Below are 12,263 nucleotides of genomic sequence, written 5' to 3' on the forward strand. Positions count from 1 at the left end.
CACAGCCGGGAAACCCGTGAATACTTCCCGGCTTAGGCGTTCGCTGCCTCAAGCACTGCAATAGGCGCCACGATGTCGCGGGCAGGGAAGGACGGCGGGTTGACGCCGGCCATTTCCTCCATGACACGGACAACCTGGCAGGAGTAGCCGAATTCGTTGTCGTACCAAACGTAGAGCACGAGGTTCTTGTCGTTGGAAATAGTGGCCAGACCATCAACGATGCCTGCGCGGCGGGACCCAACGAAGTCGGTGGAGACAACGTCCGGCGAGTCGATGTAGTCGATCTGCTTGCGCAACGGTGAGTGCAGCGACATTTCGCGGAGGTAGTCGTTGACCTCATCGCGTGTGGTGCCCTTGGCGAGGTTGAGGTTCAGGATCGCCATGGAAACATCCGGGGTAGGTACGCGGATGGCGTTACCGGTGAGCTTGCCCTGAAGTTCCGGAAGCGCCTTGGCAACAGCCTTGGCTGCCCCTGTCTCCGTGATGACCATGTTCAGTGCTGCCGAGCGGCCGCGGCGATCTCCCTTGTGGAAGTTGTCGATCAGGTTTTGGTCGTTCGTGAACGAGTGCACCGTCTCAACGTGGCCGTGGATGATACCGAATTTGTCGTTGATGGCCTTCAGTACCGGAGTAATGGCGTTGGTCGTGCACGACGCGGCCGTGACGATCTTGTCGTCATCGGAAATGTCGGACTGGTTGATTCCGTGGACGATGTTCTTCAGGTCGCCCTTGCCCGGAGCCGTCAGCAGGACGCGCGAAACACCCTTGCTTTGCAGGTGCTGGGACAGGCCTTCCGCATCGCGCCAACGCCCGGTGTTGTCCACTACGAGGGCATCCTTGATGCCGTAGGCGGTGTAGTCCACGGTTGCGGGGTTGTCGGAGTAGATGACCTGGACCTGAACGCCGTTGGCGGTGATGGTGTTTGCTTCTTCATCCACGCGGATAGTTCCCTCAAAGGAACCATGTACGGAGTCGCGGCGCAGGAGGCTGGCACGCTTGACGAGGTCGTTCTCGGCGCCCTTGCGGACAACGATGGCACGCAGCCGCAGGCCATGCCCGCCACCGGCCTTTTCAATCAGGATGCGGGCCAGGAGGCGGCCGATGCGCCCAAAGCCGTACAGCACGACGTCGGTGCTGGTGCGGTCATCAGCGCCACGCTTTCCGACGATTTCAGCGAGCTCGGCCCGCAGGAAGTCATCCAACGAGGTGCCGTGGCCCTCGACACGGAACTTCTCCGTGAGACGGGCAATGTCGATTGCAGCCGCACCGAGTTCCAGCTCAGCAAGAGCGTTCAACAGGGGTGCGGTTTCTTCGAGCAGGAGCTCGGTGTTGCTCATCCGGCGCGCAAAGCGGTGGGCCTTCAGGATGTTCATGGTCGACTTGTTGATCAGGCTCCGGCCGTGGATGCTCGTGACCACGTTGTTTTCCCGGTACAACCGGCCGATCACCGGAATCATGGCCTCGGCGAGAGCCTCCCGGCCCATCCACTTATCAAGACAAGAATCTGACGTCTGGCTCACAGAACTACCTTCCTTGGGTCAACCACATACGTCCTCGTATGCAGATGGCGGCCGCCCGGAGTAATCCTGCGGCACGAGCACTGGACGGGCTTCGGTCCACCCACAGCGCCTTGAACGATTGCAAAGAAAAGACCGCCGGCTGCGAACGCAGTCCCGGCGGCAGAACATCTACGTTCATAACAAGTCTAAGGCGGAAGGGCGCCCTCTTGGGCGCCCGGGGGCGTGAAATCACTCACATGGCAGTCACAATGGACATCACATGCCTGGGACCTCAGTGGCAAATATGTGGATGGGTTGACCGATACGCCGGGTTCTGTCATCCCTTGCCGTTGCCGGCAAAGGAGTGGCGGCCATCCATCTACGAACGCCGTTGCCGGCGCCCTCCAGCAGCCTACCCGGACACTCGGGCGAGCAGCCCTCAAACGTGCCCTGTCTGGCCTTGCTCCGGGTGGGGTTTACCTAGCCTCCCCGGTCACCCAGGGAGCTGGTGGTCTCTTACACCACCGTTTCACCCTTACCTGCCGCACGCTGCTGCAAGCATCAGCACGCGCAGGCGGTCTGTTTTCTGTGGCACTGGCCTGCGGGTTACCCCGAGTGGGCGTTACCCACCACCCTGCTCTGCGGAGCCCGGACGTTCCTCGAGCCACTTGCGTGACGCGCGACCGCCTGGTCAACCCATCCGCCGTACAGTCTACCGGCGTCGAGGGTTGCCCCGGTCCCCGGTAATATCGTCTGGTGCTGATTCTGCTGCCGCCTTCCGAAGGCAAGACCCCCGCCGTCAAAGGTCCCGCCGTCGAATGGGAGTCGCTCAGCTTTCCGGAGCTGAACCCGTACCGCGCCAAGGTCCTGGAATCGTTGGGCACCGTCAGCGCCCACGAGGACGCGCTGGCACTGCTGGGCGTAGGTGCCTCGCTGAAGGACGACGTCGAACGTAATACCCGGCTGCACGCGGAACCGGCGGCCCCGGCCCATCAGGTCTACTCAGGAGTCCTGTATGACGCGCTCGGCTTCAAGTCCATGACGCCGGCCCAACGACGCAAGGCAACCGAAACGATTTTGGTGGTTTCGGCACTGTGGGGCGTTATCGGCTTTGGTGACCAGGTGCCGGCTTACCGGCTGTCCATGGGAACCGCACTGCCCGACGTCGGACGCCTCGCCTCCTTCTGGAAGCCGAACCTGAATGCGGCCCTCGCCAAACGGGCTGAAGGAGAGCTGCTGGTTGATTGCCGTTCCAGCACGTATGCAGCTGCGTGGGCTCCCCCGGCAGCGCAGACCGTCACGGTGAATGTATTCAACGAGGCAAACGGCAAGCGCACGGTGGTCAGCCACTTCGCCAAACACACCCGTGGCGAGTTTGCCAGGCATCTGCTGACCAGGCGCGGCAAGGCCCCTGCCACGCCCGATCAACTGCTGAAGGCCGCCAAGGAAGTCTGGGCAGCGGAACTTGTGCCCGGGGCGGCCCGCAAGCCGCATGCCCTCAATATCATTCTGGGCAGTTAGGTCAGTTCCGCTCGGCTAGGTCAGTTCCACTCGGCCGAACGGACCAGGATGCATCCGGAATCAGGGCAAAAGACGATGTCGTCGTCAGCCGCAGCCTTGACTTCAGCGAGGTCGCCGGGGCTGAGCATCATCCCTGAACCTTCCGATTTACCGTGGAAGAGCCTGGCGGCACCGACGCCGCGCTTGGCTATGGTCTTCTCATAGACTGCGAGCATTCCGGCGTCGAGGGCCTCCGCGAAAGCCGCACGCTGCCCGCGGACCACGGTTTCCTCGGCCGCGATCTCAGCAATCGCCTCATCCAGTTCGGCGCGGATGCCGGCAAATGAACCCTGGATGTCATCCACGATGGTCTGTTGCGCGGCCTGGCGCTCCCGCAGGGTGTCCAAACGTTCCAGGATTTCAAGCTCAACATCTTCAAGGTCGGAGCGGCGCTTATTAAGGGACGCAATATCACTTTGGAGCGCTACGAGGTCCTTGGAGAGGCCGGTTCCGCTATTGAGCCTGGCTTCGTCCCGTTCGATGCGGGATGCGACCTGTTCCACGTCAGCTTCCGAACGACGCAGTTCGGCTTCGGCGTCGTGTACGGCCATCTTGGCCGCGCCCAACTCACCATTGGCAACGTTGAGTGCATCCTGCAGGTCAGCTATCCGGGGATCTGTTTCCAGCACCTTCCGGCGGCCTGCCAACGACTTGAGCCTGGCGTCCAGTCCCTGCAGTTCAAGCAATTTCAATTGTTCTGCCGGTGCTGCTTTCGCCACGCTTACCTCCGCTTGTTACTTCCGGGCCTGGGGATCAGTTCCGGATGGACGGGCCCCTTTTTATTGGGACTGTCCGTATCTTCTAGACTCTAGTCCCCGCCGGGAGTGAGTATGAAGTCCCAGGGATCGCTGTTGGTGCTGCTCACACGGATCTCGACGTCGTAGCCCTGATCAGCCAGTACGTTGCCGAGCGCTTCCGCGGCTACGGGCAGCCACAGCCATTCACTGGCAAAGTGCGATACGTCAATGAGGTACGGACGGCCGTTGACGGCACCTTCCCGCGCCTCCGACGCCGGATGGTGCCGCATGTCTGCTGTCACATACACATCTGCGTTGCTGGCCCTGACGGCATCGAACAAGCTGTCCCCGGCGCCACCGCAGACGGCGACGCGCCGCAGCAGACCGTCCTTGTCGCCAGCCACGCGGACCCCTCCGGCCACTGCGGGGAGCATCCCAAAGACGCGGGCAGCGAAATCACCCAAGGTCATGAGCTCAGGAAGATCTCCAACCCGGCCAATGCCTTCCTCGGGCAAGCCATTGGCGGCAGGGGTCAGTGGGGCAACATTTTCCAGGCCAAAGGCGTCCGCCAACACGTCCGATACGCCCCCGACGGCGGAGTCACCGTTCGTGTGGACGGTCAGGAGTCCGGTGCCCGCCTCGATAAGACGGTGCACGGCCAATCCCTTCGCGGACGTGGCCGCGACGGAGTTCACGCCTTTGAGCAACAACGGATGATGCGTAATGAGGAGTCCTGCACCCCACTCAATGGCCTCGTCGATGACGGCCAGGGTGGGATCCACGGCAAACAGGATTTTGGTGATCGGCGCGGTGGGGCGCCCCACCACGAGGCCTACCTCATCCCAATCCTCAGCCAAGGATTCCGGCCAGAGTTCCTCAACAGCAAGCAACACCTGGCCAAGGGTCGGGTCCCCGCTTGCTTCCACTGTCCCGGCGTCATCGCCGGAATCCGCATCGGAAATGGCGGTGTCTACTGCTTCCATACTCTTATTCTTACCTACTGGGCCCGATAGGGCAGTCTTGGTTGCTGCCGCGCCTGCCCAGTGACGTACCCAGTGGCGTTCCCGGTGGCGTTATTGTCCCGTAAGGTATTGCGGGAATCATCAGCCCCTCCAATCCATTGAAGAGATCATGAAAACTTTTGTACTTGGTGGTGGATGCTTCTGGTGCCTTGATGCCGTGTACCAGAAAACCCGCGGCGTCAGTTCCGTGGTCTCGGGCTATACGGGTGGCCATGTCCGAAACCCTGACTACTACGACGTCTGCTCGGGAATGACCGGTCATGCAGAGGTAGTTGCGGTGACATTCGACGAGACCGTGGTGCCGGAGGAGGTCATTCTTGACATGTTCTTCGCGCTGCATGACCCCACCACGTTGAACCGGCAGGGCTACGACACAGGTACCCAATACCGTTCGTCGATGTTCTACACCACGACGGAGGAAAAGATCCTCTTCGAAGAAGCCATCGAGCGCGCGCAAGCACTTTGGGCCGATCCGATTGTGACGGAAGTGAGCCGGCTACCCGAGTTCTATGAGGCAGAGGAAGTCCATCAGAACTACTACGCCAAATTCCCGTACCAGGGTTACTGCCAGGTCATCATCAATCCAAAACTGGCCAAAGCGCGGAAATATTACTCTGCATGGCTAACTGCTTAGCAGGGTTTCGATCCTGCTGGTTAGGCTGACCTCAGCATTCCCTCTTCAGAGATAGGCATAATCTTCATGGCAAGGATCTACGACGACGTCACCCAGCTGGTCGGCCGCACTCCGCTGGTCCGTTTGAACCGGCTGACCGAAGGCCTTGAGGCCACCGTTGCGGTCAAGCTTGAGTTCTACAACCCGGCCAACAGCGTGAAGGACCGCATCGGTGTGGCCATCATTGACGCCGCCGAAAAGTCCGGTGCCCTGAAGCCGGGCGGAACAATTGTCGAGGGCACCTCCGGCAACACCGGAATCGCTCTGGCCCTTGTTGGTGCCGCACGCGGCTACAAGGTCATCCTGACCATGCCTGAGACCATGTCCACCGAACGTCGTGTCATGCTTCGCGCCTACGGTGCAGAGATCGTACTGACTCCCGGTTCCGAAGGCATGCGCGGCGCTGTTGAAAAGGCCCAGGAGATTGTTGCCAACACGGAGAACTCCATCTGGGCGCAGCAGTTCGCCAACCCGGCCAACCCGGAGATCCACCGCAACACCACTGCCGAGGAAATCTGGGCGGACACAGACGGCGAAGTAGACATCTTTGTTGGCGGCGTCGGTACCGGCGGTACCGTGACCGGCGTCGGACAGGTCCTCAAGGAGCGCAAGCCCGAAGTCCAGATCATTGCAGTCGAGCCCAAGGACTCCCCCATCCTTAATGGCGGCAGCCCGGGTCCCCACAAGATCCAGGGTCTGGGCGCCAACTTCGTCCCGGAGGTCCTGGACACCAACGTCTACGACGAAGTTCTCGATGCGACCCTTGAAGACTCCGTTGCCACCGCCCGCGCCCTTGGTTCCAAGGAAGGCGTCCTGGCCGGTATTTCCGGCGGTGCCGCGGTATGGGGTGCACTGGAAGTAGCCAAGCGTCCGGAGAACAAGGGCAAGCTGATCGTCGTGATCGTGCCGGACTTCGGGGAGCGTTACATCTCCACTGTCCTCTTTGACGACATCCGCGGCTAACACTTCGCCCGCAAGCATTCATTTCCTGTAGAAAGGTCTTTGTGAGCTTCTTCGCAAGGCTTAAGGAAGACCTCGACGCCGCCCGGTCGCATGACCCGGCGGCTCGAGGTTCTTTTGAGAACTTTTTCGCCTACTCCGGCCTGCATGCCATCTGGGCACACCGCGTGACCCACAAGCTCTGGCAAAACCCGGCCCTTCGCTTTCCTGCCAGACTGATTTCACAGTTGGCGCGGTTCCTGACGGGCATCGAAATCCATCCCGGCGCAACCATCGGCCGGCGCTTCTTCATCGACCACGGTATGGGTGTCGTCATCGGCGAAACGGCCGAAATCGGCGAAGACGTGATGATCTATCACGGTGTGACGCTGGGTGGCCGATCCCTTGCCAAGGTCAAGCGCCACCCCACCATCGGGGATCGGGTGACCATCGGCGCCGGCGCCAAGGTCCTGGGACCCATCACCATCGGCGCAGACAGCGCAATTGGTGCGAACGCCGTCGTGGTGAAGAACGCTCCCCCGGAGTCGATCATCACCGGCATTCCAGCGACGTGGCGGCACCGCGACGCGAAATCCGAAACCAAACCGGCGGTTGACCCGGCTGAGTACTACATCGAATACAGGATCTAGTTTGAGCTAGCCGGTAAACCTCTTGTAGGAGTTCCACAGCACGGCGTCAAACACGCGGTCAGGAAGAACCCTGCGCAAGGCCAGGACGCTCCAGGCTCCCCTACCCACCGGGTAGCGGGTCTTGGGGCGTTTTGCCGTTGACGCGCGAACTATTGCCTTAGCCACTACCCTCGGAGGCGTGGATATCAGCTGTCCGGATGTTGAGGCCAAGGCTGCTGCCATGACGTGGGCCTGCCCCTTGTATGGACCCTTGCCGGATGCGGATAAGAGGCCTTCCCCGGCAATGGTGCCCCATTCGGTGTCCGTTCCGGCGGGCTCGATGAGTACGACGTCGATGCCGTGCGGTTTCAACTCGAGCCGCAAAGAATCACTCATCCCCTCCACTGCGAACTTGGTCCCGTGGTACCAAGCGCCAAGGGGCTCATAAATCTTTCCGCCGATGGACGAGACGTTGATGATCCGGCCAGAACCCGCATGCCGCATCCTGGGAATAACGAGTTGCGTCATCCTCGCCAAACCCATCACGTTCACCTCGAACTGGCGTCTGCCTTCTGCCAGGGGAACCTCCTCGAGGGAGCCGTAGGAGCCGTACCCTGCGTTGTTCACCAGGACATCTATGTGCCCGTGTGCAGCTTCAACAAGCGCCACAGCTGAGGCCATGGACTCTTCTACGGTGACGTCCAGGTGCATGACCGTGATTCCCTGCGCCTGAAGGGGATGCATCTTCTCCACCCTGCGCGCACCGGCGTAGACAATGAAGCCTTCGGACCTCAGGGCGCGCGCCGTCTCAAAACCAATGCCGGTAGATGCCCCTGTGACAAAAGCGATGCGCTCGGTCATGTCTCTGGCTCCTTGGCTCGTGGCACTCGCCACGATGGCCCAGTACCCCTTCCGGCACGGCAAAGGCCGGCTCCTCCCAGCGTATCGGGGAAGAACCGGCCTTGCTGCGGAACCTTAGTGGGTGTCGACGGCCGAGATTTCGGACTTGTCTTCGCCCCACAGGGTGTGGAACGTACCTTCGGCATCAACGCGGCCATAGGTGTGCGCACCGAAGAGGTCGCGCTGGCCCTGGATCAGGGCAGCAGCAACGCGCTTGCGGCGCAGGCCGTCGTAGTAGGCCAGCGAGGAGGAGAAGACCGGAACCGGGATGCCCAGCTGGACAGCGGTGGCTACAACGCGGCGCCAGGCCGGGAGGGCCTCAGCGATGGCCTTGGTGAAAGCCGGCGCGAACAGGAGGTTGGCAGGCTTCTCCTCGGCAGCGTAGGCCTTGGTGATGTCCTTGAGGAGTTCTGCGCGGATGATGCAACCTGCACGCCACAGCGAGGCGATTTCGTCCAGCTTGAGGTCCCAGCCGTACTCCTTCGCGGCGGAGGTCAGCATGTCCAGGCCCTGGGCGTAGGAAACCAGCTTGGAGGCGTACAGCGCCTGGCGGACGTCCTCAACGAACGTCTCGGGGATCTCCACGGAAGCCTCTTCGCCGGCCAGCAGTTCCTGGCCAAGCTTGCGCTGCTCGGCCTGTGAGGACAATGCACGGGCGAAAACGGACTCGGCAATGCCGGAGACCGGGGAGCCGAGTTCCAGTGCGGAGATGACCGTCCAGCGTCCGGTTCCCTTCTGGCCTGCAGCATCCACGACGACATCAACGAACGGCTTGCCGGTCTTGGCGTCGACGTGGCCCAGAACCTCGGCCGAGATTTCGATCAGGAAGGAGGACAGATCGCCCTTGTTCCAGTCAGCGAAGATCCTGGCCTGCTCGGCGGGCTCAATGCCGGCGCCGGAGCGGAGGAGATCGAATGCTTCACCGATAACCTGCATGTCGGCGTATTCGATGCCGTTGTGGACCATCTTGACGAAGTGGCCGGCACCGTCGGTGCCGATCCAAGCGCAGCACGGTTCGCCGTCGACCTTTGCGGCAATCTTCTCCAGCAGCGGGCCGAGGGCGTCATAGGACTCCCTGGAGCCACCGGGCATGATGGAGGGACCGTTCAATGCGCCCTCTTCGCCACCGGAAACACCGACGCCAACGAAGTGCAGGTCCTTCTTGGCCAGCGCGGCTTCGCGGCGGCGGGTGTCCTCGTAGTGCGAGTTACCGGCATCGATGATGATGTCGCCGGCCTCGAGAAGCGGTTCCAGCTGCTCGATGACGTTGTCCACGGGAGCGCCCGCCTTGACCATGATCAGGACACGGCGGGGCTTTTCGAGGGAGTCGACGAGTTCCTGCAGCGTTTCAGTGCGGATGAAGTCGCCGTCCGTGCCGTGCTTTTCCAGCAGGGCGTCGGTCTTTTCCACGGAGCGGTTGTGGAGAGCCACAGTGAAGCCGTTGCGGGCCAGGTTGCGGGCCAGGTTGGCGCCCATCACCGCGAGGCCGGTGACACCGATGTGTGCTGACATCAAAACTCCAATTCGATCGTGTACAAACAGTCCTGCGGACAGCAGGAAGCGATTTCATAACCAGGGGCTGTAATAAACCATACGTATTTAAGCCATGAGCAGGAAAGCGACGCCCACGTTTTGGAACGGCGCCGCGTCATAAACAGTCTATGATGTGCGGGACTTCCGAACGGCGCCAAGCGGCGTCGGACGGCACGCGGAATGCGTTCGCCGCACTATGCTTACGTCTATGTCAACCAGCCTCCACCACCGCGCCGTAGAGCATCTGGGAACCCGGATTGTGGGCGGCGCCCTTCCCACTGGCCACGTCATGCTGGCCGAACATTTGGAAGACGAGCTCAACGTTTCGCGCTCGGTGGTCCGGGAGGCCGTCCGCGTCCTGCAGTCGCTGGGCCTGGTGGAAACCATCAAGCGTGTCGGAATCCGCGTCCTCCCGGCCCATCGCTGGAATCCCTTTGATCCGTTGGTCATTCGCTGGCGCTTGGCCGGGGAGGGCCGTGGCGCCCAACTGAGGTCGCTCGCTGAGCTACGTTCCGCCGTCGAGCCTGTTGCTGCGGAACTCGCAGCCGGAAACGCTCCGGAAACCCTTCGCCGGGAACTCGTGGATATTTCGCTGGCCATGAAGGAAGCCGGCGACGCCGGAGACATGGCACGGTTCCTTGACCTCGATATCCGGTTCCATGCACTGGTCCTCTCCGGCTCGGGAAACGAGATGTTTGCCAACCTGATTGGCCAGGTGACAGAGACCCTGACGGGACGCACAGTGCACGGCCTCATGCCGGAACACCCCCAGAAGCAGGCGCTGCAGTGGCATATTGACGTCGCACACGCCATCGACGCCGGCGACGGACAGCAGGCCAGGGATGCGGCCGGAAAAATAATGCGCCAAACGATCGCGGAGCTGGCCCCCAGCTGGAACGACCAGCCCCGCGTCTTCGTACCCGTGGCGAAAAACTAATCCTGGAAGTTCAGCAGGACCTTGCCTGACCGGGCTGAGTTCCTGGCTACTTCGAATGCCTCAAGTCCGTGTGCGAGGTCGAACTCGTGCGTAATCACGGGGTCCACAAACAGCGAGCCGTCCGCCAACGCCGCAATGACGTCATCGATTTCGTTGTTGAAGCGGAAGGATCCCAGCAGTTCCAGTTCGCGGGTGATGGCCAGGGAGATGAAGACCGGTTGCGGGCCCGAGGGCAGCAGCCCCACCATGACCACTTTCCCGCCGCGGGTTGCTCCCTTGATGGCCGAGGCCAGGCCGTGGTGGCTGCCTGAGGACTCAATGACGACGTCGGCGTCCACCGCCGCGATGGCGTCCGCTTCGTCACCCCTCAGGACCGCATCGGCACCGACGGCTTTGGCGATCTCCAGCGGCTTGTCATGCATGTCGACGGCGACAATCCTGGCCGCGCCGGCCCGCTTCAGGACGGCGACCGTCAAGGCGCCGATGGGACCACTGCCGATCACGAGGGCCGTCTTCCCCGCGACGTCACCGGCCCGGGCGACGGCATGCCAGGCCACGCTGGCAGGCTCCACCAACGCCGCGGTCCTCAGATCCAGGGTGTCCGGCAGGGCACGCAGCATCCGCGAGGGAAGGGTGGCGTAGCGGCTGAAGGCCCCGTCGGTGTGCGGGTAGCGTGCCGCGCTGCCCAGGTACGTGCAACCCGGGGAAAGGTTGGGCCGGTCCTGCGGATAGCGGACCTCGCCCGGGGCCGGGGTTGCCGGATGCACCGCCACGGGCGTTCCTGGGCCAGGGCCGCTGCCATCGGCTGCCTGCTCGATGACGACGCCAACGATTTCATGGCCCAGGACCATCGGGGCCTTCAGAATCGATTCCCCCGCCGCGCCGTGGAGCCAGTAGTGCAGGTCCGAACCGCAGATGCCGCCGTACGCAATTTCGACGAGCGATTCGTTGGCCGCGGGCCTGGCCAGCGGGATATCTTCGATCCGTAGGTCACCCTTGCCGTGGGCTACGACGGCAGGGCCGGAGGCCGGGAGTGTGCTGCCCATCAGACCACCACCGTCATTCCACCATCGACGAAGATCGTCTGGCCGTTAACAAAGTTGGACGCTTGCGACGCAAGCCACACAACAGGTCCGGCGAGGTCGGCCACGGTTCCCCACCGGTTGGCCGGTGTCCGGCCCAGGATCCAGGAATTAAACGCCTCATCATCCACCAGGTTCTGTGTCATCTCAGTGTGGATGTAGCCGGGGGCGATGCCGTTGATCTGCAGCCCCGAAGCGGCCCACTCAGCAGTCATCGCACGCGTCAGGTTACGCAGCCCGCCCTTGGCGGCGACGTAGGGGGCGATCGTGGGACGGGCAAGGTCTGTTTGAACTGAGCAGATATTGATGATCTTTCCTTGGCCCCGCGGGATCATGTGCCGCGCAGCCTCCCGGCCCACCAGGAAGGCGCTGGTCAGGTCCGTGGTGATGACCCGGTCCCAGTCCTTGACATCGAGGTCAAGCATGGGAACGCGGTGCTGGATGCCGGCGTTGTTCACCAGGATCTCCAACGGGCCAACATTGGCCTCGATCCATTGCACGCCTTCAGCGGCCGAGGCGGCATCTGTGACATCGAACGCCCGGCTGAAGACCCGTCCGTCGGGATAGTCTGCAGCCATGGCATCGTGCGCCTTGGCCAGCCGTTCCGGATTGATGCCGTTCAGCACCACCGTCGCACCAGCATCAGCCAGGCCGCGGGCAAGGGCATTGCCGATCCCCCGGCTGGATCCGGTGACCAAGGCGATTCGCCCGCTCAGGTCAAATAGTCCACTCATGTTTCTGTTGCATTCCTT

12 protein-coding genes and 1 other RNA gene are annotated in these 12,263 nt (G+C 62.2%); 5 read left to right on the top strand and 8 right to left on the bottom strand.

What is annotated here, in order from left to right; genetic code table 11:
- Positions 1-32 precede the first annotated feature (32 nt).
- Together LDP01_RS05255 and rnpB are read right to left on the bottom strand one after the other, a co-directional pair.
- On the bottom strand, positions 33-1,520 hold the full coding sequence (locus LDP01_RS05255) for a glyceraldehyde-3-phosphate dehydrogenase (protein WP_224090732.1): 1,488 nt from the start codon (positions 1,518-1,520) through the stop codon (positions 33-35).
- A 286-nt stretch (positions 1,521-1,806) separates the two neighbouring features.
- Positions 1,807-2,198: RNase P RNA component class A (rnpB, locus tag LDP01_RS05260), an RNA gene on the bottom strand.
- Positions 2,199-2,255: 57 nt separating this feature from the next.
- Here rnpB and LDP01_RS05265 point away from each other — a divergent pair.
- Positions 2,256-3,020 carry a YaaA family protein gene (locus tag LDP01_RS05265; RefSeq protein ID WP_224090735.1) on the top strand — a complete coding sequence of 255 codons (765 nt, stop codon included), beginning with the start codon at positions 2,256-2,258 and terminating at the stop codon, positions 3,018-3,020.
- A 20-nt stretch (positions 3,021-3,040) separates the two neighbouring features.
- Here the strand turns inward: LDP01_RS05265 and LDP01_RS05270 are convergent, their stop codons facing one another.
- Positions 3,041-3,778 (bottom strand): zinc ribbon domain-containing protein, encoded by a 738-nt coding sequence (locus LDP01_RS05270; RefSeq protein ID WP_224090736.1) that lies wholly within the window; start codon positions 3,776-3,778, stop codon positions 3,041-3,043.
- Positions 3,779-3,867: 89 nt separating this feature from the next.
- Positions 3,868-4,779: a Nif3-like dinuclear metal center hexameric protein gene (locus LDP01_RS05275; RefSeq protein ID WP_224090738.1), complete on the bottom strand. Its 912-nt coding sequence runs from the start codon at positions 4,777-4,779 to the stop codon at positions 3,868-3,870.
- Positions 4,780-4,927: 148 nt separating this feature from the next.
- Between LDP01_RS05275 and msrA the strand changes: the two genes are divergently transcribed.
- The 3 genes from msrA (at position 4,928) to epsC (ending at position 7,080) form a co-directional block, all read left to right on the top strand.
- The gene (gene msrA / locus LDP01_RS05280; RefSeq protein WP_224090740.1) at positions 4,928-5,452 is read left to right on the top strand and encodes a peptide-methionine (S)-S-oxide reductase MsrA; all 525 of its coding nucleotides are present in this window, start codon (positions 4,928-4,930) and stop codon (positions 5,450-5,452) included.
- A 66-nt stretch (positions 5,453-5,518) separates the two neighbouring features.
- Positions 5,519-6,454, top strand: coding sequence for a cysteine synthase A (gene cysK, locus LDP01_RS05285; protein WP_224090742.1), 936 nt, complete (start codon positions 5,519-5,521; stop codon positions 6,452-6,454).
- 41 nt (positions 6,455-6,495) lie between these two features.
- On the top strand, positions 6,496-7,080 hold the full coding sequence (gene epsC, locus LDP01_RS05290) for a serine O-acetyltransferase EpsC (protein WP_223933212.1): 585 nt from the start codon (positions 6,496-6,498) through the stop codon (positions 7,078-7,080).
- Between the two features lie 6 nt (positions 7,081-7,086).
- Here epsC and LDP01_RS05295 read toward each other — a convergent pair whose 3' ends face one another.
- Both LDP01_RS05295 and gnd read right to left on the bottom strand, forming a co-directional pair.
- Positions 7,087-7,920, bottom strand: coding sequence for an oxidoreductase (locus LDP01_RS05295; protein WP_224090744.1), 834 nt, complete (start codon positions 7,918-7,920; stop codon positions 7,087-7,089).
- A gap of 114 nt (positions 7,921-8,034) precedes the next feature.
- The gene (gene gnd, locus LDP01_RS05300) at positions 8,035-9,471 is read right to left on the bottom strand and encodes an NADP-dependent phosphogluconate dehydrogenase (RefSeq protein ID WP_224090745.1); all 1,437 of its coding nucleotides are present in this window, start codon (positions 9,469-9,471) and stop codon (positions 8,035-8,037) included.
- A 229-nt stretch (positions 9,472-9,700) separates the two neighbouring features.
- On the opposite strand from gnd, the gene LDP01_RS05305 reads away from it, so the two are divergent.
- Complete coding sequence (locus LDP01_RS05305; protein ID WP_224090746.1) at positions 9,701-10,429, top strand: FadR/GntR family transcriptional regulator; 729 nt, start codon at positions 9,701-9,703, stop codon at positions 10,427-10,429.
- Here the strand turns inward: LDP01_RS05305 and LDP01_RS05310 are convergent.
- Both LDP01_RS05310 and LDP01_RS05315 read right to left on the bottom strand, forming a co-directional pair.
- A complete protein-coding gene (locus LDP01_RS05310) occupies positions 10,426-11,475 on the bottom strand; it encodes an L-idonate 5-dehydrogenase (protein ID WP_224090747.1) in 1,050 nt (349 codons plus the stop codon). The two genes, LDP01_RS05305 and LDP01_RS05310, sit on opposite strands and share 4 nt — an antisense overlap.
- A complete protein-coding gene (locus LDP01_RS05315) occupies positions 11,475-12,245 on the bottom strand; it encodes an SDR family oxidoreductase (protein WP_224090748.1) in 771 nt (256 codons plus the stop codon). Before LDP01_RS05315 ends, LDP01_RS05310 begins: the two co-directional genes overlap by 1 nt.
- Positions 12,246-12,263: the final 18 nt, after the last annotated feature.

The organism is Arthrobacter sp. StoSoilB13, assembly GCF_019977255.1.
GTDB lineage: Bacteria > Actinomycetota > Actinomycetes > Actinomycetales > Micrococcaceae > Arthrobacter.

Excerpts from the sequence above, each read along its gene's own strand:
- LDP01_RS05275 (WP_224090738.1), bottom strand. The coding sequence starts at position 4,779 with ATGGAAGCAGTAGACACCGCCATTTCCGATGCGGATTCCGGCGATGAC.
- msrA (WP_224090740.1), top strand. The coding sequence starts at position 4,928 with ATGAAAACTTTTGTACTTGGTGGTGGATGCTTCTGGTGCCTTGATGCC.
- cysK (WP_224090742.1), top strand. The coding sequence starts at position 5,519 with ATGGCAAGGATCTACGACGACGTCACCCAGCTGGTCGGCCGCACTCCG.
- LDP01_RS05295 (WP_224090744.1), bottom strand. The coding sequence starts at position 7,920 with ATGACCGAGCGCATCGCTTTTGTCACAGGGGCATCTACCGGCATTGGT.
- gnd (WP_224090745.1), bottom strand. The coding sequence starts at position 9,471 with ATGTCAGCACACATCGGTGTCACCGGCCTCGCGGTGATGGGCGCCAAC.
- LDP01_RS05305 (WP_224090746.1), top strand. The coding sequence starts at position 9,701 with ATGTCAACCAGCCTCCACCACCGCGCCGTAGAGCATCTGGGAACCCGG.
- LDP01_RS05310 (WP_224090747.1), bottom strand. The coding sequence starts at position 11,475 with ATGGGCAGCACACTCCCGGCCTCCGGCCCTGCCGTCGTAGCCCACGGC.
- LDP01_RS05315 (WP_224090748.1), bottom strand. The coding sequence starts at position 12,245 with ATGAGTGGACTATTTGACCTGAGCGGGCGAATCGCCTTGGTCACCGGA.